Here is a 21596-nt window from a genome sequence, read left to right on the forward strand (position 1 = left end):
GTGCTGCCGCGGAAGAGCGGCGGCCGTCCCCCACCGGGTACGCCCCCACTGCGAGAGATGCTCGTCGGGACCGGGACGACGAACAAGACAAAGATTTTCAGATAGTGATTACCCCTCTAAGGGGCGACGGTGACCCGCCGAAATATCACCCGGCAGCGGGAAATCGGCCGGCCACCGCGAGGGTCCGGGAGATCTCCACGGCCGCGGCCCGCAACGGCCGCACGTAGGACTTGGTGTCGGCGAGCTTGCGCGCCGGGAACGAGATCGCCAGCGTCACCGGACCATTGGCGCCGATCACCGGTGCGGCCAGGCACGCGGTGCCCAGCGAGTACTCCTCGGAGTCGGAGACCACGGGCCGGACCGGGCGGTTGACCAGGTCGCGGATCCGGGTGATCGTGCGCGGGGTCAGGTCCGCGGGCGGGTGCCGGAAGAAGTGGTCGGCGCGCTCTTCGTGGCTCAGCCCGGAGAGCAGGCACTTGCCGATCGCCGTGGCGTGCGCGGCCTCGCGGAAGTCGGCCCAGGTGTCCACCCGGGGCGTGCGCGGGCTGTCGACGATCTCGGCGACCTCCACTTCGCCCTCGTGGTAGCGGGCGAGGTAGATGGCCGCGTTCAGGTCCTCGCGCAGGTCCACCATGACGGCGCGGACCTGGCTGCGCAGCCCTTGGTTCTGGCCGGCGACGTGCAGCCCGCTCACCTGCTCGCCCAGGATGAAGGCTCCGTCGTCGAGCTTCTCCAGATAGCCCTCGTGCACGAGGGTGCGCAGCAGGTGGTAGGCGGTCGGCAACGCGATTCCGGTTCGCCTGGCGAGGGTTTTCGCGGTTGCACCGCCCGCGTGCTCGCCCACCGCCTCCATCAATCGAAGCGCGCGCTGCACCGATGCGATCAACGTGGGTTCGCCGCCCCGTGCCACCTGTCCCTCCTGCGCTCTGCGGCGCCGTGCTGCTCGCGCCGATTGTGAAACGAATTCAGGCTTGGCAGTATCCACCGCCGCCGAGGGGCACGCACCCTTTTCGGCGGCGATCTCCGATCATTCCGACAGCGCCGCGTAGCCGGGCTTGATCACCTCGTTGATGATCTCCAGCCGCTCGTCGAAGCCGATGAACGCCGACTTCATCGCGTTCACCGTGAACCACTGCATGTCCGACCAGCCGTAGCCGAACGCCTCGTGCAGCGCGGCGAACTCGCCGGACATCGAGCAGTGGCTCATCAGCCGGTTGTCGGTGTTCACGGTGACCCGGAAGCTCAGCTTCGCCAGCAGGCCGATCGGGTGATCGGCGATCGACTTGGCGGCCCCGGTCTGCAGGTTCGACGACGGGCACATCTCCAGCGGGATCCGCCGGTCCCGCACGTAGGACGCGAGCCGGCCCAGGTGCACCATGCCGTCCTCGGCGACCTTGATGTCGTCGACGATCCGCACCCCGTGCCCCAGGCGTTCCGCGCCGCAGTGCTGGATCGCCTCCCAGATCGATGGAAGCCCGAACGCCTCACCGGCGTGAATCGTGAAATGCGCGTTCTGCTGGCGGAGGTATTCGAAGACGTCCAGGTTCCGCGTGGGCGGGAATCCGGCTTCCGGCCCCGCGATGTCGAATCCCACCACCTCCGCGTCGCGGTACCGAACGGCGAGGTTCGCGATTTCCGCCGACCTCGCGTGCTGCCGCATAGCGCAGAGCAAGGTACCGATTCGGATACGTTTTCCGGCGGCCGCGGCGCGGCGCTCGCCATCCCGGAATCCGTCCTGCACGGCCTGCACGATCTGGTCGAGAGCCAGGCCCCGTTCCTGGAAGAGCTCCGGCGCGTAGCGGATCTCCGCGTACACCACGCCGTCGGCGGCCAGGTCCTCGACGCACTCGGCCGCGACCTGGGCCAGCGCCTCCTCCGTCTGCATCACCGCGACGGTGTGCGAGAAGGTCTCCAGGTAGCGCTCCAGAGATCCCGAGTCCGCCGCCGCGGCGAACCATTCGCCCAGCTCATCGGCGTCCTCGTGCGGCAGCTCGGAGTACCCGACCGACTGCGCCAGATCGATCACGGTCTGCGGTCGCAGGCCGCCGTCGAGGTGGTCGTGCAGCAACACCTTCGGAGCCAGCCGGATGGAGTCCAGGTTCACCGGAGTCGACATGCGCCCACGTTACAGCGCGCAGGTGATCACCTCACGCACAGCTACGAACAACAAACCCGAAGAAAACCTCGGATACGCCCGGGTTTCAGGGCTCGTTCAACCGGACGGTCGTCACGCAAAACTCACCCAGATGGAGGCAATCGCAACCCTTAGAGCATTCAGCTGTAAGTTCATTGGTCTTTTCGGCCTAACAATGCGCCGCCTAACGGAGTCGTAATTGGCATCGCAATCACGCAATGTAGCGGGGGGTGGCTGGGAACGCGAGAACCGACTAGCTAGGCTCCTGGAGTCCTCACCCCCCTCGACGAAGGACGCCCCTAGCCGTGACCGAGAACATGTCGTTCGACCGCATGCGCAACATGCTCACGCGTGCGGCTGAGATCCGCGAGAGCGAACAGCAGCAGATCTTCGACGCCCTGGACGAGATCCATGCCCGGCTGTCGCCGCTGGAGTCCCTGGGCTCCGTGCGGAAACGCCTCTCCGAGCTGCCGGATCGCACCGAAGTCAGCGTGCTCGCCGAACGACTCGACGAGGCACTGGCCAAGCTGGAAGCGCACGACGGTGCGCTGGTCGAGCTGAAGAGCTCCGTCGACGGCCTGGTCGACAAGCTCGCCAAGCCGTTCGCGCAGCTGGACGGGCGCCTGGACGGGGTCGCGGGCCGGATGGACGGCGTCTCCGGCCGGATGGACGGCCTGGAGGACAAGCTCGGCCACATCCACAAGCGCCTCGACGAGCTCGGCCTGCACCTCGACAAGCAGGACGGCCGCCTGGAGACGCTGCCGACCGCGGTGCACGGGCCGGTGCGCGAGCGCATCGACTCGCTGGAGACCAGCCTGCGCGGCCGCTTCGCCGAGATCGACGAGGGCGTGCACGAGCACCTCGACGGCACCCGCGAGGCGCTGCAGCGCGCGGTCACCGACTCCACCGCCAACGCCCAGAACACGCTCTCCGAAGCGGTCTCCGGCACCCGCGAGCAGCTGGACGCCAAGCTCGACCAGCTCGCCGCGCGTCCCGCCGTGGACCCGACCGACCGGCTGGACAAGCTGGCCGAGCGGCTGGAGCAGCTCACCAACCGGCTGGACCAGGTCTCCGGGCACCTCACCCAGGTCGAGGACAACGTCAACACCCGGATCGACTCCGTCGAGCAGGGCTTCACCAGCCGCCTGGACACCGTCCAAGAAGGCGTCAAGAGCGGCCTCGGCGAGCTCGGCGGCACGCTGTCGAAGAACCTGTCGCAGCTGTCCGGCACGCTGTCCGCACGTCCCGACAGCGACTCGCTGGGCGCCCTGGTTCGCGAGGCCAACGAGGAGAGCGAGCGGCGGCACGCCGGTCAGCTCGACGAGGCGATGGCGACCTTCGCGGAGCTGATCCTCGGCGGCAGCGCGCCTTCTGGCCCGCCGCCGCCCACCACGCTGCCCCGGCAGCAGCGCCGCGGCCGGTCCAAGAGCGCGAAGCGCGACCCGGACAAGGCCCTGACCGCAGACGGCGACGAGGACTTCACCGCCGAAAGCGCCTAAGGGGCGGTTGCAGAATCGGTTTGCGTAGCGGTGCGGGTGGCAGCCCCCCTGCGGGAGTTACAGACGCCGTCTGGACTGTGGGAGCCCCGACTTACGTATGACCAATACGCAGCGTCGGGGCTGTCCTCGCCAGGCGACGTCTGAGAACCCGCGGCGGTGCGAGCTGAGTCCCTCACCGCATGCGGCTGACGCCGCATTCTGAAAGACCCATCGGACCGAAGCCGCGCGCCGGCCGTCCCCTGGATCAGGGTGGTCCGGCCGGTGCGCGGTTCGCGACCACCCGATCCAGGATCAGCGGCGTCGACACCTCGTCGGCGCCGCTGATCTCGTATGCGCCCACCAACGCCTCCCGTGCGCCGGCGATAGTTTCCGGTCGGTCGGTGTGCAGTTCCAGCAGCGGCTGGCCCGCCGTCACGCGATCGCCCGGCTTCGCCAGGCACAGCACGCCTGCGGCGTGCTGGACGTCGTCCTCCTTGCGGGCCCGGCCGGCTCCGAGTCGCCACGCCGCGATCCCGACCCCGTACGCGTCGAGCCTCGCCAGCGTCCCGGTTTCCGGTGCGGTGACGACCTCGACGTGCTCGGCCCGCGGCAACGCGGCCTCCGGGTCGCCGTCCTGGGCCCGGATCATCCGGCACCACGAGTCGTACGCCCGCCCGTCGGCCAGCACCTCGGCTGGGTCCACATCGGACAGACCGGCGTGCTCGAGCATCTCGCGGGCCAGCGCCAGCGTGAGTTCCACGACGTCCCGCGGCCCGCCACCCCGCAGCACCTCCACCGCCTCCGCCACTTCCAGCGCGTTGCCGACCGCGCGGCCCAGCGGGACCGACATATCGGTGATCAACGCGCTGGTGCGCAGGCCGTTGGCCGTGCCGATCTCCACCAGCGCGGTGGCCAGCTCCCGCGCCTGGTCCAGGTCCTTCATGAACGCGCCCGAACCGCATTTGACGTCCAGCACCAGCGACTGCACGCCCTCGGCGATCTTCTTGCTCATGATCGAGCTGGCGATCAGCGGGATCGACTCGACCGTGCCCGTCACGTCGCGCAGCGCGTAGAGCTTGCGATCGGCGGGGGCCAGCCCTTCCGTCGCGGCGCACACCACCGCGCCGACGTCGTCGAGCCGGTCGCGGATCTCGTCGGGCGACAACCGGGCCCGCCAGCCCGGGATCGACTCCAGCTTGTCCAGCGTGCCGCCGGTATGGCCGAGCCCCCGGCCGGACAGCTGCGGCACCGCCGCGCCGCACGCGGCGACCAGCGGCGTCAGCGGCAGCGTGATCTTGTCGCCGACGCCGCCGGTGGAATGTTTGTCCACAGTGGGCCTTCGAACCCCGTCCAGCACCAGCGTCTCGCCGGAGGCGACCATCGCCGCCGTCCAGCGAGCCGTCTCCGCCGGAGTCATACCGCGTAGCAGCACCGCCATCGCCAACGCGGCCATCTGCTCATCGGCGACCTGCCCCCTGGTGTAAGCGTCGATGACCCAGTCGATCTGAGCATCGCCGAGCACCTGCCCATCGCGCTTCGCACGGATCACGTCAACAGCGGAATGCACCGCAACCACCTCCACGGCTCGCAACAACTTCCCGTCTATAAAGAGAAACGAACCCCGCCAACAGATACACCCCGAAAGGGTGATCATCGCCAAAATCCGCACGCACGACCGAGGATTCGCAACTTACTCGCGTGCACTGTGGATTTCGACGGCCAGTCGGAGCACGTTCCCGAAGCGCTAGGCTCGCCCGGTGTTCCTCCCCGAGGCAGGCGGCCAAGCCTTCGCCGACGAGTCCTTCCGCGAAGCCGAAGTCGGCGGTTACTACATCCTCGCTGCGGTGGTTTTCGAGGCTGCCACGCACGATCTGGCGAGGTCAGCGATGCACGAGCTGCGCGGCAGTCGCAACACGTACAAGTTGCACTGGAACGAGATGACTTCGCAGGAGAAGCACAACGCAGCGAAGACCGTGGCCGAGCTCGAAGGATTTCACATCGTCGTGGTCGGAGCCCCCGTGCCCGGACGACGGCAGGAACGCGCCCGTGCCCTGTGCCTCACCGAGCTGGTGCGTGAGCTGCACGGATACGGAGTCGATCGTCTTCTGATGGAGAGCCGCTCGCGGAAGCTGAACGAACGCGATGTCGCAACCGTGCGCGGGGCCCGCTACGAACTCCCCAGAAGAGCTGCGTTCCAGATCGAACATCTGCAGGGAAGTCGCGAGGCACTGCTCTGGGCGGCGGACATCGTGGCTGGTGCTGTCCGGACCGGCAAGGAAGGATCGAACAGCTGCCGCGAGCTCTTGGAAGCTCGGCTCTACCAGATCGATTTGGCGATCGACTGCTGACGGCCTCCGGGCATGCGTAAGGCCAGGGTCCCGGTCTGCCCCGGGAAGCACCTGGCCTTGCGACTCGCCCGACACCCACGATGCCGGACTCCTAGGTGCACCATACACCGCTCGCGCAACGACCGCCTACAGCTCGAAGGCGTCGGGGAGGACTTCGCTCATCGGCAGGACTCCTCGGGGCGTGTCGACCAGGCAGTCCCGGCCGCCCAGTTCGAAGAGGAGTTGGCGGCAGCGGCCGCACGGCATCAGGAGGTCGCCCGTTCCGCTCCGGCAGGCCACCGCGACGAACCGGCCTCCGCCGGTCAGCCGCAGCTGGCCCGCCATCGTGCACTCCGCGCACAACGTGAGCCCGTAGGAGCCGTTCTCCACGTTGCAGCCGACGACCATCCGGCCGTCGTCGCACAGCGCCGCCGCTCCCACCTGCAACTTCGAGTACGGGCAGTACGCCAGCGCCGCGGCCTCCACCGCCGCGGCGCGCAGCGCCTCCCAGTCCACAGTGGTCGTCACTAGTCCTCGCCCCTGCGGTATTGCAGGCCGTTGGCTGCGGGTGGTCGTAGTCGTTGCGACGCCGCCGCGAGGATCACCAGCGTGACGAGGTGCGGGGTGTAGGCCGTCAGTTCGTCCGGGAGCTCGTCAGTGAACCAGTACACCGAGTACGTGACCGCCGCGAACACCAGGGCCACCCCGGCGCCGAACCACATTCGCCGCCACAGCTGCACGGCCACCACCACGATCAGCAGCAGCGTCGCCGCGTACAGCAGCGCGTGCACGCTGGTCTCGCCGCTGCGCAGCTGCAGGCCGTCGGCGTAGCCGAACAGCCCCGCGCCGCCCAGCAGGCCGCTGGGCCGCCAGTTGCCGAAGATCATCGCCGCCAGGCCGATGTAACCCCGGTTGTTGGTCTGGCCTTCCAGGTAGCCGGCCTGCCCCGGGTTGAGGATCAGCGCCGCGCCACCGATCCCGGCCAGCGCGCCCGAGATGATCACCGCGATGTACTTGTAGCGGTAGACGTTCACGCCGAGCGACTCCGCCGCGACCGGGTTCTCGCCGCAGGACCGCAGCCGCAGCCCGAACGGCGAGCGCCACAGCACCAGGTAGCTCACCGGCACCAGCAGGTACGCCAGCATCGTCAGCGGCGAGACCTGGGTGACCAGGCCGCCGAGGATGCCCGCGAGGTCGGAGATCCCGACCCGCTGCAGGTCTTCCAGCTGCTGCAGCCAGGTGCCCAGCGGCTGCGCCGAGTAGGTGTCGAACTTCGGCACCGGCGGGGATTCCCGCGGGTTCCGCGAGATCGGTTCGAACAGCAGCGTCGACAGGTACTTCGCGGTGCCCGCGCCGAGCAGGTTGATGGCCACACCGGACACGATGTGGTTGACCCCGAAGGTCACCGTCGCCACCGCGTGCACCAGGCCGCCGAGCGCGCCGAACACCGCGGCGGCGACGAGCCCGGCCAGCGGTCCCCACTGGTAGCCGGCCCAGGCACCGCCCCAGGTGCCCAGGATCATCATGCCTTCCAGGCCGATGTTGATGACCCCGGCACGCTCCGCCCACAGCCCGCCGAGGGCGGCCAGCAGGATCGGGATGCCCAACCGGACCGCCGCCTGCACGGTGCCGGACGAGGTCAACTGCGGCACGCCGGTCTGGTACGAGGTGATCGACACCGCCAGGAAGCCGACCGCCACCCACAGCAGGACGCGGGCCCAGCCGGGCATCCGGCGGCCGAGGACGCCCGGTTTCCGGTCCGCCGGGGCCGATGATTTGGTCGCGACCGCGGTCATGCCCGCTCACCTCCGGTTCCGGCGGCGGCCGGGGCGGCCGCGGTGCCCAGCGCATGCCCGACCCGCCGCTGCTCGGCGGCGAGTTCGCGGCGGCGCACCAACTCATACGCGACGACGACCGACAGCACGATCGCGCCCTGCAGGATCGTCACGATCTCCTTGGGCACCCCGATGTTGTCGAGCGTCAACGAGCTCTTGTCCAAGAAGGACCAGAGCAGCGCGCCGAACGCGACGCCGATCGGGTGGTTGCGGCCGAGCAGCGCGATGGCCAGTCCCGCGAAGCCGTACCCGGTCGGGAAGTTGAGCGTGAAGGTGTGGTCGCGGCCGAGGATCTCCGGCAGGCCGGCCAGCCCCGCGACGGCGCCGGAGATCAGCATCGCGGACACGACCATGCGCTTGGAGTTCACGCCGCCGGCGGTGGCCGCGGTCGGCGACAGGCCGGACGCCCGCAGCTCGAAGCCGTAGCGGGTCCGGTCGATCAGCACCGCGTAGCCGACGCCGACGGCGGCCGCGAGCAGCACCAGGCCGAACATGGTGCCCGCGCCGCCGAGCGGGATGCCGGGCACCTGGCCGCTGTCCGGGATGATCTTGGTGCCCTGCGTGTTCCCGCGCAGCTCGCCGAAGGTCGGGACGAGGTAGGCGACCACGCCGATCGCCAGCATGTTGAGCATGATCGTGGAGATCACCTCGGACACCCCGCGGTAGACCTTGAGCAGCGCCGCGATGCCGCTCCACGCGGCACCGACGACGGCACCGACCACCACGATCACCACGGCGTGCAGCCCGAACGGCAGGCTGATGGCACCGCCGACGATCGCCGCCACGCAGGCGGCCAGCTTGTACTGGCCTTCGATGCCGATGTTCAGCAGGTTCATCTGGAACCCGATCGCGGCCGCGATCGCCACCAGGTAGTACGCCCCCGCCGTGTTGACGATGTCCACGGAGGTCGTGCCGCGGGCGACCTGCGCGATCATCTCCGCCAGCGTCGCGAGCGGGTTCGCGCCGGAGACCAGCAGCACCACGCTGCACAGCACCGCGGCGAAGACGATCGCCAGCGCCGGTGGCAGCAGCCGTGCGCGCCACGTGTTCATGCCGCCTCCCCTGCACCGGTCATCGCCGCACCGAGGTCCTCCGGGGTGACCGAGCGCGGGTCGGCCGTCGCGACCAGTCGCCCCCGGAACATCACCCGGATGGTGTCGGACAGGCCGATCAGCTCGTCGAGGTCGGCCGAGATCAGCAGGACCGCCAGGCCGGCCGAGCGGGCGGCGCGCAGGTGGCCCCAGATGCCCGCCTGGGCACCGACGTCCACGCCTCGTGTCGGGTGCGCGGCGATGAGCAGCGCCGGGTCGCCGGAGAGCTCCCGGCCGACCACGAGCTTCTGCTGGTTGCCGCCGGACAGCGCGGCCGCGTCCACGTCGATGCCGGGCGTGCGGACGTCGAACTCGTCGATGATCCGCTGGGTGTCGGCCTTCGCGCCCGCCCGGTCCAGCCAGACCCCGCGGGCCGTCGGCCTGCGGGTCTGGTAGCCGAGGATCCTGTTGACCCACAGCGATTGCTGCAGCAGGAGGCCTTGCCGGTGCCGGTCCTCCGGCACGTAGCCGATGCCCGCTTCCCGCCGCGCCAGAGTCGACAGGCCGGTCAGGTCGCGGTCGCCGAGCACCACCCGGCCGGCGGTGACCGACCGCATGCCCATGATCGCCTCGACCAGCTCGGTCTGGCCGTTGCCCTCGACGCCGGCGATGCCGACGACCTCGCCGGCCCGCACCGTCAGGTCGACGTCCGAGAGCACCGCCCGGTCCTGGTCCGATGCGGACAGACCGGTGACGACCAGCACCTCGCGGTCGGTCACGGTGGATTCGCCGTGCTCGGGCACCGGCAGCTGGCTGCCGACCATCATCTCGGCGAGGCCGCGGCTGCTGACCTCCGCGGCCGGCACCGTGCCGACCGTGGTGCCGCGCCGCAGGACCGTGATCGTGTCGGCGATCGCCCGGACCTCGTCGAGCTTGTGCGAGATGAACAGGAACGTGAAGCCCTGTTCGCGCATGGTGCGCAAGGTGTCGAAGAGCTCGTCGACCTCCTGCGGGACCAGCACGGCGGTCGGCTCGTCGAGGATGATGACCCGCGCGCCCCGGTACAGGACCTTGAGGATCTCCACCCGCTGCCGGTCGGCCACGCCGAGCCCTTCGACCAGCGCGTCCGGGCGCAGCTCGAAGCCGGCCTGCTCGGCGAGCTCCAGCACCCGCCGTCGCGCCTTCGCGCCGATGCCGTGCTCGCGCTCCGCGCCGAGCACGACGTTCTCCAGCACGGTCAGGTTGTCGGCGAGCATGAAGTGCTGGTGCACCATGCCGATGCCGGCCCGGATCGCCTCGGCGGGCGTGCGGAACCGGATTTCCTCGCCGTGCACGCGGATGGTGCCGGAGTCCGGCGCCTGCATGCCGTAGAGGATCTTCATCAGGGTGGACTTGCCTGCACCGTTCTCGCCGCACAGCGCGTGCACCTCACCGGCGCGCACCAGCAGGTTCACGTCGGAGTTGGCGACCACGCCGGGGAAGGTCTTGGTGATGCCGGTCAGTTCGACGGCCGGCGCCCCGGCCGCGCCGGGTGGGCCGCCGGATTCCGGCGCAATCGAGGTGTTCATGGGGCTCCGTGGGACGTCGACACGGGCAGCGAAGCAGAAGGACGCTCAACAATGGACGGTTTCGGCGAGAACGTGACGATCTTGGCGCGAACCCGCCAACCGATCCGTTGACGGGCGAGGGGCACTCCCGACGAGTCGTTCGCGCCGGAAGTGCCCCTCACCTCGGATGTCACGGCTTGTCGGAAACCTTGATATCGCCGCGGGCGATGGCCGCCTTGTAGGCGTCCACCGTGGGCACCAGCTCGTTGATCTTGCCGCCGGAGGTGGAATAGCCCACGCCGTCGATGCCCAGGTCGAACTTCTTCGGCAGCGAGCTCAGGTCGTTGCGCGCGACCGCCGCGATGTAGTCGTACACCGCGAAGTCGACCCGCTTGAGCATGGAGCTGATGATCACGTCCTTGTACTCCGCGACCGTCGGCTGGTTGTACTGGTCGGAGTCCACGCCGATGGCCTGCGCGCTCGAGGACTTCACCGACGAGAACACGCCCTTACCGGAGGCGCCTGCCGCGTGGTAGATCACGTCGGCGCCGGACTCCAGCTGGCTGGTCGCGACCTCGGATCCCCGGTTCGGGTCCTGGAAGCCGCTGAAGTCACCGGCCGGCGACAGGTACTTGCTCTCGATCTTGATGTCCGGCGCGGCGGCCTTGGCGCCCGCCACGTACCCGGCCTCGAACTTCTCGATCAGCGGCGTCTTCACGCCGCCGACGAAGCCGATGTGGCAGTTCTTCGACCGGTGCGCGGCGATCACGCCGACCAGGAACGAGCCCTGCTCCTCGGCGAACACCAGCGACGTGACGTTCGGGATCCCCTGCACGTCCTCGTCGATGATCGCGAACTTGGTGCCCGGGAACTCCGGCGCGACCATCTTGATCGAGTCCGCGTAGGAGTAGCCGACCGCGATGACGGGGTTGTAGCCCTCGCGCGCCAGCTGCCGCAGCCGGGTCTGCTTGGCGTCCTCCGGCTCACCGGCCCCGGCGTCGAGCTCCTTGATGTCGCTGAAGCCCATCTGCGCCTTGGCGCGGTCCAGGCCGGCGACCGAGGCGTCGTTGAACGAGGCATCCCCGCGGCCACCGATGTCGAAGGCCAACCCCACCCGCATCCCGGCGGCCTGCGGGGCGGGCTGCTGCTGCTCATTGCCCGGAGCGGTCGGTGCGGCCCCGGCCGGTGGCGCGCTCAGCTGGCACCCCTGGCCCTGGGCGTTGTTGTTGGTCCCCCCACCCCCGCTGTCCTTGGCACAACCCGCCAGCGCCATGGCGCCGGTGAGCAGCACTGCGACCACTGTGGCGCCGTTCCGGCGCACTCCTCCGGCACCCGAGCGCCTTCCCCAAGTCGGCGTTCGCCGCATGCCGTTCCCCTTTCCTGTCGGTCCCACCGCGCCCCCATCGCCGCTCCGGCTTGACCGGAGGTCCGCGGCGCCGGGTGAACTCCCACACGAAGGTGTTGTCTCCGGTGAATTGTTCTTCCGGGGCGCGGCGCACGCCATTCGGTGACGTGGCTCTCGAAATTAAGTCTTGACGCTGCCGCTTGTGCATTGCTCGCATGTCACGAAATGGTTTCTACATCGATCAACCGAGATGGGGCGCTTGTCTGGTCGATCACAGACGGCGCAGGCGAGTAGGCCGGGGCGATTCGTCGGGTCTAGCATCCGATGAGTCAAGGCCCCAGTTCGTGGCCGGTGACGGGCGTGCACCCAATGCCAATTGGGACCAACTGCAACTCGGGGCCGGCCGCCCCTTGTTCCCGAACGGGGCCGTCAGTCCACCAGCGAGGTTGGAGGCCTTCCACCATGGCCAGCACCACCGCCTCCGCGGCCGAGGCCCCGCAGCGCGCCACCGCACCGCGCGCCAAGGGGCGCCTCTACCGCGGCGATCTGGGCATGTGGTCGTGGGTCGCCCACCGGATCACGGGCGTACTCACCTTCTTCTTCTTGTTCGTACACGTCCTGGACACGGCCCTCGTCCGGGTTTCGCCGAACGCGTACGACACGGTCATCGAAACCTACAAGCACCCCGTGATGATCCTGTTCGAGCTGGGTCTGCTGGCGGCTGTGCTGTTCCACGCGTTCAACGGCATCCGGGTAATGCTGGTCGACTTCTGGGCCAAGGGCACGAAGTACCAGAAGCCGATGCTGTGGACGGTCGTGGTGCTCTGGCTGGTGTTGATCATCCCGGCCGCGATCAGCCTGATCAGCCGCGCAGTCACGGAACTCTTCGGGGGTTGAGCAAAATGACCGTCACCGACGCATCGCTTTCCGTGGAGAAGCCGCGCACCCCGTCGCGCCCCGCCGCGCGCCGCAACAACTTCGAGCTCTACAGCTGGTTGTTCATGCGGCTGTCCGGCGTGGTCCTGCTTTTCCTGGTGCTGGGCCACCTGCTGATCATGCTGTTCCTGGACGGCGGCGTTCACAAGATCAACTTCGCGTTCGTCGCCGGGCGCTGGGCGTCCCCGTTCTGGCAGTTCTGGGACCTCACCATGCTGTGGCTGGCCGGCCTGCACGGCGGCAATGGGCTGCGCACCGTCATCAACGACTACTCCCGAAAAGACGGCACACGCTTCTGGCTGAAGATGCTGCTGTACGTCTCGGTCTTGCTGACCGTGGGTCTGGGCACCTTCGTTCTCTTCACCTTCGACCCGAACATCGGCTAGCGCCGCAGACGACCACAGCGTGGCGAGATCGACGCCCCACCCGCGGGTCCCGCCACAGCCCGAGGAGGCGACCATGCAATTCCACAAGTACGACGTGGTCATCGTCGGCGCCGGCGGCGCCGGCATGCGCGCCGCGATCGAATCCGGCCAGCGCGCCCGCACCGCCGTGCTGACCAAGCTCTACCCCACCCGTTCGCACACCGGCGCCGCCCAGGGCGGCATGTGCGCGGCGTTGGCCAACGTCGAAGAGGACAACTGGGAGTGGCACACCTTCGACACCATCAAGGGCGGTGACTACCTGGTCGACCAGGACGCCGCCGAGATCATGGCGAAGGAAGCCATCGACGCGGTCCTCGACCTGGAAAAGATGGGGCTGCCGTTCAACCGGACCCCGGAAGGCAAGATCGACCAGCGCCGGTTCGGTGGTCACACCCGCGACCACGGCAAGGCCCCGGTCCGCCGCGCCTGCTACGCCGCGGACCGCACCGGCCACATGATCCTGCAGACGCTGTACCAGAACTGCGTCAAGCACGGCGTGGAGTTCTACAACGAGTTCTACGTCCTGGACATCATGCTCAGCGACGGCCCGGACGGCCAGCAGGTCTGCTCCGGCGCGATCGCCTACGAGCTGGCCACCGGCGAGATCCACGTCTTCCAGGCCAAGTCCGTCATCTTCGCCACCGGCGGCTTCGGCAAGGTCTTCAAGACCACGTCGAACGCGCACACCCTCACCGGCGACGGCATGGGCATCATCTACCGCAAGGGCCTGCCGCTGGAGGACATGGAGTTCTACCAGTTCCACCCGACCGGCCTGGCCGGCCTGGGCATCCTGATCACCGAGGGCGTCCGCGGTGAGGGCGGCATCCTGCGCAACGCCGACGGCGAGCGGTTCATGGAGCGCTACGCCCCGACGATCAAGGACCTGGCACCGCGCGACATCGTCGCCCGGTCGATGGCCCTGGAGGTGCTGGAAGGCCGCGGCGCGGGTCCGAACAAGGACTACGTGCTGCTCGACGTGACGCACCTCGGCGAGGAGCTGCTCGAGGCGAAGCTGCCGGACATCATGGAGTTCTCCCGCACCTACCTGGGTGTGGAGCCCACCAAGGAGCCGGTGCCGGTCTACCCGACCGCGCACTACGCGATGGGCGGCATCCCGACCAACATCGTCGGCGAGGTGCTGCGGGACAACGAGAACGTCATCCCCGGCCTGTACGCCGCCGGCGAGTGCGCGTGCGTCTCGGTGCACGGCTCGAACCGGCTGGGCACCAACTCGCTGCTGGACATCAACGTGTTCGGCCGCCGGTCGGGCATCGCCGCGGCCGAGTACGCGCTCGGCCACGACCACGTCGAGATCCCGGAGGACCCGGCCAAGCTCGTGGAGGGCATGGTCGACCACCTGCGCACCGCGCACGGCGGCGAGCGGGTCGCCACGATCCGCACCGAGCTGCAGCAGACGATGGACGCCAACGCCTCGGTGTACCGCACCGAGGAGACGCTCAAGACGGCGCTGTCGGACGTGCAGGCGCTCAAGGAGCGCTACGGCCGGATCTCCGTGCACGACAAGGGCAAGCGGTACAACTCCGACCTGCTGGAGGCCATCGAGCTGGGCTTCCTGCTCGACCTGGCCGAGGCGCTGGTCAACGCCGCGCTGGCCCGCAAGGAGTCCCGCGGCGGCCACGCTCGCGAGGACTACACCGCCCGGGACGACGTCAACTTCATGCGGCACAGCATGCAGTACAAGGTCCTGCCCGAGGAGGAGGACCCGAACGCGCCGCTCGGGTTGACCGGATTCCAGGCCGACATCCGCCTGGACTACAAGCCCGTCGTCGTCACCCGGTACCAGCCGATGGAGCGTAAGTACTGATGACCGCCGCTACCACGAAAAACGACACGACCGACCTCCCGGCTGACGCACCGCCGATCCCGGACGGCGCGACGATGGTCACCGTCAAGATCCTCCGGTACAACCCGGAGGTCGACGAGGACCTGCACTGGGAGTCCTACCGGATCCCGGCGCTGCCGTCGGACCGCGTGCTGAACCTGCTGCACTACATCAAGTGGTACGTCGACGGCACGCTGACCTTCCGCCGGTCCTGCGCGCACGGCGTGTGCGGGTCCGACGCGATGCGGATCAACGGCGTCAACCGGCTGGCCTGCAAGGTGCTGATGAAGGACCTGCTGGTCAAGGGCGGCGAGACCACGCTGACCATCGAGCCGATCAAGGGCCTGCCGGTCGAGAAGGACCTGCTGGTCGACATGGAGCCGTTCTTCGAGGCCTACCGGGCGGTCAAGCCGTACCTGATGACCACCGGCAACGAGCCGACCCGGGAGCGCATCCAGTCGGTCGCCGAGCGGGCCCGGTTCGACGACACCACCAAGTGCATCCTGTGCGCGGCGTGCACCACGTCGTGCCCGGTGTACTGGTCGGACGGCAACTACTTCGGCCCGGCGGCGATCGTCAACGCGCACCGGTTCATCTTCGACAGCCGCGACGAGGGTGCCGAGGAGCGACTGGACATCCTCAACGACGTCGACGGGGTGTGGCGCTGCCGCACGACCTTCAACTGCACGGACGCCTGCCCGCGAGGCATCCAGGTCACGAAGGCGATCCAGGAGGTCAAGCGGGCGCTGATGTTCCGCCGCCGCTGACCCCCGGCAACACCAACGGCGCCCGCCTCCCCGGAGGCGGGCGCCGTTCTGGTTTCGCGATTTCGCCTGGAATCTGGCGCTCTTCGTGCCCCGGGGCCGGTCAGCGGCGGGTGGCTCGGAAGGCTCGCCAGCCGAGGACTCCGATGATCGTGCCCAGGACCAGGGAGACGATCGCGATCACGAAGTGGACGATCAGGTAGGACGTCGGCGAGCCGCCTTCCCAGGAGCGGTCGCTGTTCCAGATGTTGCGCATGAAGTTCGGCCACAGCAGGTACGACCAGACGCCGAAGGCCAGCAGGAACAGCGCAACGCGGCGGGAAATTGTCACGGCCCCCAGTATCCGCTGTAACCTGCTTCACCCACCTGCCCGGGTGGCGGTCAGCATCCCGCCGCGCACCGGGATTGGTTAGCCTGCTGCGTGTGCCTCTGAGTGCCTGCGGTCCGCTCCGCATGAAGTCCGTGCTCCGCGGGGCCGTTTGCACCATCGCGGCCGCGCTCGTGCTGGGGACCGGCGGCACCGCCGCGGCGCAGCCGCCGGCCGCGTGCCCCAACATCGCCCCGCCGCCCCCGGTGGACACCTCCGAGGTGCCCGCGCCGGGCATGCCGGTGCCCGAACCGGTGCCGGTGCCGGAGAACCCCGTCGGCGGCGACCGCCTGGCGGAGTGCGGTGTGGTCATCGCGCAGGGACTGCCGGAGCCGCCCGCCGAGGTCACCGCCGCCAGCTGGGTGCTGGCCGATCTGGACAGCGGCGCCGTGCTGGCGGCGAGGGACCCGCACGCCCGGCACCGGCCGGCGTCCACGATCAAGGTGCTCACCGCGCTCACCGCGATCCACGCGCTGCGGCTGGATGACACGATCGTCGTCACCCAGGAGGACGCCAATCAGGAGGGCAGCCGGGTCGGGCTGAGCCCGGGCGTCACCTACACGGTGCAGCAGGTGCTGACCGGGCTGATCATGCGGTCCGGCAACGACGCCGCGCACGCGCTCGCCATGAAGATGGGCGGAGTGGAGGTCACGCTCGACAAGGTCAACGCGCTGGCCCGCGAGCTCGGCGCGCTGGACACCCGGGTCGCGACGCCGTCCGGCCTGGACGGCCCGGGCATGAGCACCTCGGCCTACGACCTGGCCGTCATCTTCCGCGCGGCGATGAGCGAGCCGGCGTTCGCGTCGATCGCCGCGATCCACAACACGCTGCTGCCGGGCAAGCCCGACGGCCCGCCGCTGGAGGTCTGGTCCGACAACCAGGTGCTGCTGAACTACCCCGGCGGCATCGGCGGCAAGACCGGGTTCACCGACGATGCGCGGCACACGTTCATCGGTGCCGCGGAGCGCGACGGGCGCCGGCTGGTGGCGGTGCTGATGCGCGGCGAGAACCAGCCGATCCGGCAGTCCCAGCAGACCATGCACCTGCTGGACTACGGGTTCGGGCTCAGCGACGACGACCCGGTGGGCCGGCTGGTGACGACGTCCCCCGAACCGCCCTATGTGGACGCCGCCGACGCCACCGCCGCGCAAGCGCAGGGGGATTCGCCGGTGAACGGCCAGCCGCAGGCGTCGTCGATGTTCGGCACGGTCGGCGGGCCGTTGACGCTGATCGTGATCCTGGCCGCCGCGGCGATCGGCGTCCTGGCGCTCCGCCAGCGTCGCGCGCGGCTCGCCGCCGCCGCGCGCCGCAAGCACAACGGCAACGACCACCCCTGACCGAAACCGCTTCCGGCGCGGCGCCGGATGTGCTCCAATTAGTTAACGGTCCCGGTTCGTTAATTAATTGGAGCGGCCATGGAGACGACATCCGTCCTGGTGGTGGGCGCAGGGCCGGCCGGCCTGGCGCTGGCCTGCGGGCTTCGGCAGCACGGCATCACGGTGCGCGTGATCGACCAAGCGGCCGGACCGGCGAGCACCTCGCGGGCGAACATCCTGCACGCCCGCGGAGTCGAGGTGCTGAACCGGCTGGGAGCACTCGGAGACCTGCCGGACCGCGCGCTGCACGCCGTCCGGATGACCCTCCACGTCGGGGAGAAGCCGCTGGCCGAGGTCAGTTTCGGCCAGATCGAGGGCAACCAGCTCTCGGCCCTGCTGGTGTCGCAGGCCGAGGTGGAGGCCGTCCTGCGGGAGCGGCTCGGCGAGCTCGGCGGCACCGTCGAATGGGGCCGGGAGCTGACCGACCTCGACCAGCGGCCCGAGGGCGTCACCGCGAAGCTGCGAGACGGCGGCCTGAGCGCCGACTACGTGGTGGGTTGCGACGGCGCGCACAGCACGGTCCGAAAGCTCAGCGGCATCGGTTTTCCCGGCGTCCCGCTGGTCGACCAGTGGCTGCTGGCCGATGTCCGCGCCGACTGGGTACTGGACCGCACCGGTTCATCCGGGTGGTTCCACCGGGACGGCCTGTTCTTCGCGATGCCGATGCGCAACGGCGCGGACGACGCGTGGCGGCTGATGGCCGATGTCCGCCCAGGCACGGACTCCGGCGACGTCCTCGACCAGTTGCAGAAGCTGCTGCCCGAGCGCACCGGCCGGACCGACGCGAAGATCGGCGACGTGGCTTGGACGTCGGCCTTCCGCATCCACCGCCGCCTCGCCGACCGCTACCGCGACGGGCGCGTGCTGCTCGTCGGCGACGCCGCGCACATCCACAGCCCGTTCGGCGGCCAGGGCATGAACACCGGCATCGGCGACGCCGAGAACCTGGCCTGGAAGCTCGCGCTGGTCGCGGAGAGCCGGGCCGATTCGGCGCTGCTGGACACCTACCAGGCCGAACGTCGGCCGCTGGCCGAAGACGTGCTGCGCAGCACCACGGCGAACACCAAGCTCATGCTGGCCGACGGCGCGGTCGCCCGGTTCGCCCGCGACCGGCTCATCACCCCGTTGGCGAACCTCGCCATGGTGCAACGGCGGGCGACCTGGCTCGCCTCGCAGCTCTGGGTCGACTACCGCAAAGGCCCGCTCGGCTCGCGGCGAGGCCCCCGGCCACGGCCCGGTGACCGCGTGCCCGACCTGGCGTGCCGGGGCGACCGCGGACCGACCCGGCTGCACTCCGAGCTCGGCGGGAAGTGGGCGCTGCTCGCTCCCCCGGGGACGAGTTTGGAAGTCCTTGCGCCGCTGGGAGAACATGTCGTACGCCTCGCACCGGACCGGCCGCAACGGGACGTCTGGTTGATCCGGCCCGACGCGCATCTCGCGTGGCGCGGGACGGAATTGCGCTCCCTCGCGCGATGGCTCGACAACGCGCTCGGCAACGGAAGGACGACATGACCAACCGTCGCGGACGACCGCGCAATCCCGTAGCGGACAAGGCGATCCTGCAGGCCGCGCTGGACCTGTTCATCGAGGGCGGCGTCGAAGGCACCAGCATCGAGCAGATCGCCAAGCGGGCCGGCGTCGGCAAGCTCACCGTGTACCGGCGCTGGGACTCCAAGGAGGCGGTGATCGCCGCCGCGATCGAGTCCGCCCGCGACGAGATCCCCGAGACGATGCCGGCGGAATTCGCCGACCTGCCCGTCGCCGTGCTGGTCGAGCAGGCGCTGCCCGGGCTCGCCGAGGCGGTCGCCGACCCCCGGCTGCGCGCGATGGTCGCCCGCGTCTTCGGTTCCAGCGTCAGCCACCCCGCGCTGATGGCGACCTACTGGGAGAACTACGTCGTGCCGCGGCGGCGCATCACCCGCGCCTTGCTGGAACGCGCGCAGGCCGATGGGATGCTCGACGCCGCCGCGGACCCGGACGTGCTGATCGACATGATGGTCGGCGCCGTGCTGTTCCGCCTCATCCAGCCGGAACCGCTGGATGCCGCCGGAGCCCGCGAGTACCTGGAGTCGGTCTACCGCCGAGCCGGACTGCTCGAAGCTCCGATCGAAACTCCGGTTCGAGAACGGCGATGAGACGCAGTTTCAATTGAAACCGTGCACGACGTTCTCCGGTTGACCACAGTTTCAATTGAAACTGTGGTCAACCATCCACAGCCGAGTCATGACCTGCCTGGGCCATCAGCCGGACCGCGAGCTCGCGCACGGCTTCGCGCAGTTCGTCCGGGCGGCGGATGACGAACGGCCAGCCCAGCCCGGCGAGCAGCTGCGCCATGCCGTCCAGGTGCTCCACGCGCGTCGACAGCAGCACGCCGTCGGAGGTTTCCGCGAGAGTGCCCACGGAGGGCGGAATCCGGGCCCGGGCCTGCTCCGGCGCGGTCTTCAGCAGCACCTCGACCTCGTGCGCGTACGGGACGCCGGCCAGCGACGTCGTGACCTGCCGCACCGGGTCGGCGTCGGGCGGCATCTCGAAGGTTTCGGCGCGCAGCTCGGCCGACCGGATCCGGTCGACCCGGAAGGTGCGGACCTCGCCACGGCCGTGGTCGTACCCGGTCACGTACCAGCGGCCGGAGTGGAAGACCAGCCCGTGCGGGTCGAGGTCGCGCTCGCTGGCCGCGCCCTTCCAGGACACGTAGCTCAGCCGCACCCGGCGACGATGCCGCGCCGCCTCGGCCAGGGTCAGCACCGCCGCGGTCGCCGGAGCCGCGCCTTCCCGCGTTCCCATCGTGAAGCCGAGCGTCTCCTGCAAGGACTGGACGCGGTCGCGCAGCGCGGGCGGGAGGACGCGCTGCACCTTGGCCAGCGCGGTCTCCGCGGCCGGTCCGGGAAGACCGAGGCGCCGCCCGGTCAGCAGGCCGAGCACGACGGCGGTGGCCTCGTCGTCGGTGAGCATCAGCGGCGGCAGCTTGTACCCGGGCATCAGCCGGTATCCGCCGTAGCGGCCGCGCTCGGCCACCACCGGAATGCCCAGCTCCACGAGCCGCTCGGCGTACCGGCGGACGGTGCGCTGGTCCACGCCCAGGCGCTCGGCCAGCGCAGGTCCGCCGACCCGCTGGTTCGCCTGCAGCAGCTCCAGCATCGCCAGCAATCGACTCGTCGGATGTGACACGCGTCTCCCGGAGTATTAATCAGGGCGAGTTCTGACCGGTATCGAGCCTAATGTCCAACGCATCGAATCCCATGGGGAAAGGAGCGCCGCGATGGCGACGATCGTGCTGGTTCCCGGCTTCTGGCTCGGCGCGTGGGCTTGGGAGGACGTGACGCGGGAGCTGCGGGCGCTGGGCCACGACGTCCACGCGGTGACGCTGCCCGGGCTCGCCGACCGCGCCGCCGAAGCCGGTCCCGAAGTCGGCGTCGAGACCCACATCTCGGACCTGGTCGGGCTCATCGAGGACAACGATCTCCGGGACGTCGTGCTGGTCGGGCACAGCGGCGGGAACGTGCCCGTCACCGGCGCCGTCGACCGCGTTCCGGACCGGGTCGCGCGCGTCGTCTACGTCGACGCCGGCCCGATGCCGAGCGGCATGGCCGTGCTCGATTCCAACCCGCCGGAGGTCCAGGAGGAGTGGCGCAAGGCGGTCGAAGCCGACGGCGACGGCTGGCGCCTCCCGCTGCCCGAGTTCGGCGCGGAGGACCTGGCCGGGCTGTCCGACGAGCAGCTGGCCCGCATGCGAGCCATGAGCACGCCGCAGCCGTTCGCCACCGCAACGCAGCCCCTGCAGCGGCCGGACGCCGTCCCGGACGTGCCGATCTCCGTGATCGCGTCCACGTTCACCCCGGAGGAGGTCAAGTCCCTCGTCGACGCCGGAATCTCGATGTTCGCGCTGCTGGCCGGGGCCGACTTGCACCACCTGCCGACCGGGCACTGGCCGATGTTCTCGCGCCCCGCCGACCTCGCGGCGATGCTGTTGGACATCGCCGGCTGACGTCCCGCAATTTCCATTGAAATCGCGGAAGTTGTCCACAGCCTCCGGCGTGTCGTGCCCCGACTCGCCGGAGGTCCGCAATTTCAATGAGGTGATCTCAGTGGAATGGGGCTGAGGGTCCGAAGAGGTGTGGGCGTGGGGTCCTGGTAGAAGAGGTCTCACCACAAGATCGTCTTCTGTAAGGGCCAGGACCCCACGTGATT

20 protein-coding genes are annotated in these 21596 nt (G+C 69.5%); 10 read left to right on the plus strand and 10 right to left on the minus strand.

Translation table 11 applies throughout. From position 1 onward, the window contains the following. Nucleotides 1-145: 145 nt before the first annotated feature. Together E1288_RS38445 and E1288_RS38450 are read right to left on the minus strand one after the other, a co-directional pair. On the minus strand, nucleotides 146-910 hold the full coding sequence (locus E1288_RS38445) for an IclR family transcriptional regulator (RefSeq protein ID WP_132493602.1): 765 nt from the start codon (nucleotides 908-910) through the stop codon (nucleotides 146-148). Nucleotides 911-1027: 117 nt separating this feature from the next. Next, a complete protein-coding gene (locus tag E1288_RS38450; protein ID WP_132493603.1) occupies nucleotides 1028-2116 on the minus strand; it encodes an adenosine deaminase in 1089 nt (362 codons plus the stop codon). Between the two features lie 323 nt (nucleotides 2117-2439). Between E1288_RS38450 and E1288_RS38455 the strand changes: the two genes are divergently transcribed. Continuing rightward, entirely contained in the window at nucleotides 2440-3633 is a 1194-nt protein-coding gene (locus tag E1288_RS38455) for a coiled-coil domain-containing protein (protein ID WP_132493604.1), read from the plus strand. 244 nt (nucleotides 3634-3877) lie between these two features. On the opposite strand, the gene E1288_RS38460 is transcribed toward E1288_RS38455, so the two are convergent. Beyond that, complete coding sequence (locus tag E1288_RS38460; RefSeq protein WP_408014305.1) at nucleotides 3878-5179, minus strand: thymidine phosphorylase; 1302 nt, start codon at nucleotides 5177-5179, stop codon at nucleotides 3878-3880. 190 nt (nucleotides 5180-5369) lie between these two features. On the opposite strand from E1288_RS38460, the gene E1288_RS38465 reads away from it, so the two are divergent. After that, nucleotides 5370-5960, plus strand: coding sequence for a hypothetical protein (locus E1288_RS38465; RefSeq protein WP_132493605.1), 591 nt, complete (start codon nucleotides 5370-5372; stop codon nucleotides 5958-5960). A gap of 126 nt (nucleotides 5961-6086) precedes the next feature. Here E1288_RS38465 and E1288_RS38470 read toward each other — a convergent pair whose 3' ends face one another. From E1288_RS38470 to E1288_RS38490, 5 genes are all read right to left on the minus strand, one after another. Continuing rightward, entirely contained in the window at nucleotides 6087-6467 is a 381-nt protein-coding gene (locus tag E1288_RS38470; protein WP_132493606.1) for a cytidine deaminase, read from the minus strand. Then, nucleotides 6467-7735 (minus strand): ABC transporter permease, encoded by a 1269-nt coding sequence (locus tag E1288_RS38475; protein ID WP_207954791.1) that lies wholly within the window; start codon nucleotides 7733-7735, stop codon nucleotides 6467-6469. Before E1288_RS38475 ends, E1288_RS38470 begins: the two co-directional genes overlap by 1 nt. Then, nucleotides 7732-8826, minus strand: a complete 1095-nt coding sequence (locus E1288_RS38480) for an ABC transporter permease (RefSeq protein WP_132493607.1) — start codon at nucleotides 8824-8826, stop codon at nucleotides 7732-7734. The genes E1288_RS38475 and E1288_RS38480 overlap by 4 nt, the downstream gene beginning before the upstream one ends. Then, nucleotides 8823-10373, minus strand: coding sequence for an ABC transporter ATP-binding protein (locus E1288_RS38485; protein WP_132493608.1), 1551 nt, complete (start codon nucleotides 10371-10373; stop codon nucleotides 8823-8825). Before E1288_RS38485 ends, E1288_RS38480 begins: the two co-directional genes overlap by 4 nt. 169 nt (nucleotides 10374-10542) lie before the next feature. Then, nucleotides 10543-11718, minus strand: a complete 1176-nt coding sequence (locus tag E1288_RS38490; RefSeq protein ID WP_165968484.1) for a BMP family lipoprotein — start codon at nucleotides 11716-11718, stop codon at nucleotides 10543-10545. Nucleotides 11719-12159: 441 nt separating this feature from the next. Here E1288_RS38490 and sdhC point away from each other — a divergent pair, with 441 nt between their 5' ends. The 4 genes from sdhC to E1288_RS38510 all read left to right on the plus strand — a co-directional run bounded on the left by sdhC (nucleotide 12160) and on the right by E1288_RS38510 (nucleotide 15668). Then, nucleotides 12160-12594 (plus strand): succinate dehydrogenase, cytochrome b556 subunit, encoded by a 435-nt coding sequence (gene sdhC / locus E1288_RS38495; RefSeq protein ID WP_132493609.1) that lies wholly within the window; start codon nucleotides 12160-12162, stop codon nucleotides 12592-12594. Nucleotides 12595-12599: 5 nt separating this feature from the next. Beyond that, on the plus strand, nucleotides 12600-13019 hold the full coding sequence (locus tag E1288_RS38500) for a succinate dehydrogenase hydrophobic membrane anchor subunit (protein ID WP_132493610.1): 420 nt from the start codon (nucleotides 12600-12602) through the stop codon (nucleotides 13017-13019). A gap of 73 nt (nucleotides 13020-13092) precedes the next feature. Then, entirely contained in the window at nucleotides 13093-14883 is a 1791-nt protein-coding gene (sdhA, locus tag E1288_RS38505) for a succinate dehydrogenase flavoprotein subunit (RefSeq protein WP_132493611.1), read from the plus strand. Then, complete coding sequence (locus E1288_RS38510) at nucleotides 14883-15668, plus strand: succinate dehydrogenase iron-sulfur subunit (protein WP_132493612.1); 786 nt, start codon at nucleotides 14883-14885, stop codon at nucleotides 15666-15668. Before sdhA ends, E1288_RS38510 begins: the two co-directional genes overlap by 1 nt. A gap of 100 nt (nucleotides 15669-15768) precedes the next feature. Here E1288_RS38510 and E1288_RS38515 read toward each other — a convergent pair whose 3' ends face one another. Next, nucleotides 15769-15996 carry an SCO4848 family membrane protein gene (locus tag E1288_RS38515; RefSeq protein ID WP_132493613.1) on the minus strand — a complete coding sequence of 76 codons (228 nt, stop codon included), beginning with the start codon at nucleotides 15994-15996 and terminating at the stop codon, nucleotides 15769-15771. A gap of 122 nt (nucleotides 15997-16118) precedes the next feature. On the opposite strand from E1288_RS38515, the gene E1288_RS38520 reads away from it, so the two are divergent. From E1288_RS38520 to E1288_RS38530, 3 genes are all read left to right on the plus strand, one after another. Then, on the plus strand, nucleotides 16119-17369 hold the full coding sequence (locus E1288_RS38520; protein WP_165968485.1) for a D-alanyl-D-alanine carboxypeptidase family protein: 1251 nt from the start codon (nucleotides 16119-16121) through the stop codon (nucleotides 17367-17369). 78 nt (nucleotides 17370-17447) lie between these two features. Next, nucleotides 17448-18920, plus strand: coding sequence for an FAD-dependent monooxygenase (locus tag E1288_RS38525; RefSeq protein WP_132493614.1), 1473 nt, complete (start codon nucleotides 17448-17450; stop codon nucleotides 18918-18920). Continuing rightward, nucleotides 18917-19543, plus strand: a complete 627-nt coding sequence (locus E1288_RS38530) for a TetR/AcrR family transcriptional regulator (RefSeq protein ID WP_132493615.1) — start codon at nucleotides 18917-18919, stop codon at nucleotides 19541-19543. Before E1288_RS38525 ends, E1288_RS38530 begins: the two co-directional genes overlap by 4 nt. A 67-nt stretch (nucleotides 19544-19610) precedes the next feature. Here E1288_RS38530 and E1288_RS38535 read toward each other — a convergent pair whose 3' ends face one another. After that, nucleotides 19611-20576, minus strand: coding sequence for a helix-turn-helix transcriptional regulator (locus E1288_RS38535; RefSeq protein WP_132493616.1), 966 nt, complete (start codon nucleotides 20574-20576; stop codon nucleotides 19611-19613). Between the two features lie 91 nt (nucleotides 20577-20667). Between E1288_RS38535 and E1288_RS38540 the strand changes: the two genes are divergently transcribed. Continuing rightward, nucleotides 20668-21393, plus strand: coding sequence for an alpha/beta fold hydrolase (locus E1288_RS38540; RefSeq protein ID WP_132493617.1), 726 nt, complete (start codon nucleotides 20668-20670; stop codon nucleotides 21391-21393). Nucleotides 21394-21596 lie beyond the last annotated feature (203 nt).

The organism is Saccharopolyspora elongata (assembly GCF_004348985.1).
Classification (GTDB): Bacteria; Actinomycetota; Actinomycetes; order Mycobacteriales; family Pseudonocardiaceae; genus Saccharopolyspora; species Saccharopolyspora elongata.

Bases quoted from the DNA above. Each gene is read 5' to 3' on its own strand.
- E1288_RS38485 (WP_132493608.1), bottom strand. From the start codon at position 10,373: ATGAACACCTCGATTGCGCCGGAATCCGGCGGCCCACCCGGCGCGGCC.
- E1288_RS38480 (WP_132493607.1), bottom strand. From the start codon at position 8,826: ATGAACACGTGGCGCGCACGGCTGCTGCCACCGGCGCTGGCGATCGTC.
- E1288_RS38525 (WP_132493614.1), top strand. From the start codon at position 17,448: ATGGAGACGACATCCGTCCTGGTGGTGGGCGCAGGGCCGGCCGGCCTG.
- E1288_RS38500 (WP_132493610.1), top strand. From the start codon at position 12,600: ATGACCGTCACCGACGCATCGCTTTCCGTGGAGAAGCCGCGCACCCCG.
- E1288_RS38520 (WP_165968485.1), top strand. From the start codon at position 16,119: ATGAAGTCCGTGCTCCGCGGGGCCGTTTGCACCATCGCGGCCGCGCTC.
- E1288_RS38510 (WP_132493612.1), top strand. From the start codon at position 14,883: ATGACCGCCGCTACCACGAAAAACGACACGACCGACCTCCCGGCTGAC.
- E1288_RS38540 (WP_132493617.1), top strand. From the start codon at position 20,668: ATGGCGACGATCGTGCTGGTTCCCGGCTTCTGGCTCGGCGCGTGGGCT.
- sdhC (WP_132493609.1), top strand. From the start codon at position 12,160: ATGGCCAGCACCACCGCCTCCGCGGCCGAGGCCCCGCAGCGCGCCACC.
- E1288_RS38530 (WP_132493615.1), top strand. From the start codon at position 18,917: ATGACCAACCGTCGCGGACGACCGCGCAATCCCGTAGCGGACAAGGCG.
- E1288_RS38450 (WP_132493603.1), bottom strand. From the start codon at position 2,116: ATGTCGACTCCGGTGAACCTGGACTCCATCCGGCTGGCTCCGAAGGTG.
- E1288_RS38490 (WP_165968484.1), bottom strand. From the start codon at position 11,718: ATGCGGCGAACGCCGACTTGGGGAAGGCGCTCGGGTGCCGGAGGAGTG.
- E1288_RS38475 (WP_207954791.1), bottom strand. From the start codon at position 7,735: ATGACCGCGGTCGCGACCAAATCATCGGCCCCGGCGGACCGGAAACCG.
- sdhA (WP_132493611.1), top strand. From the start codon at position 13,093: ATGCAATTCCACAAGTACGACGTGGTCATCGTCGGCGCCGGCGGCGCC.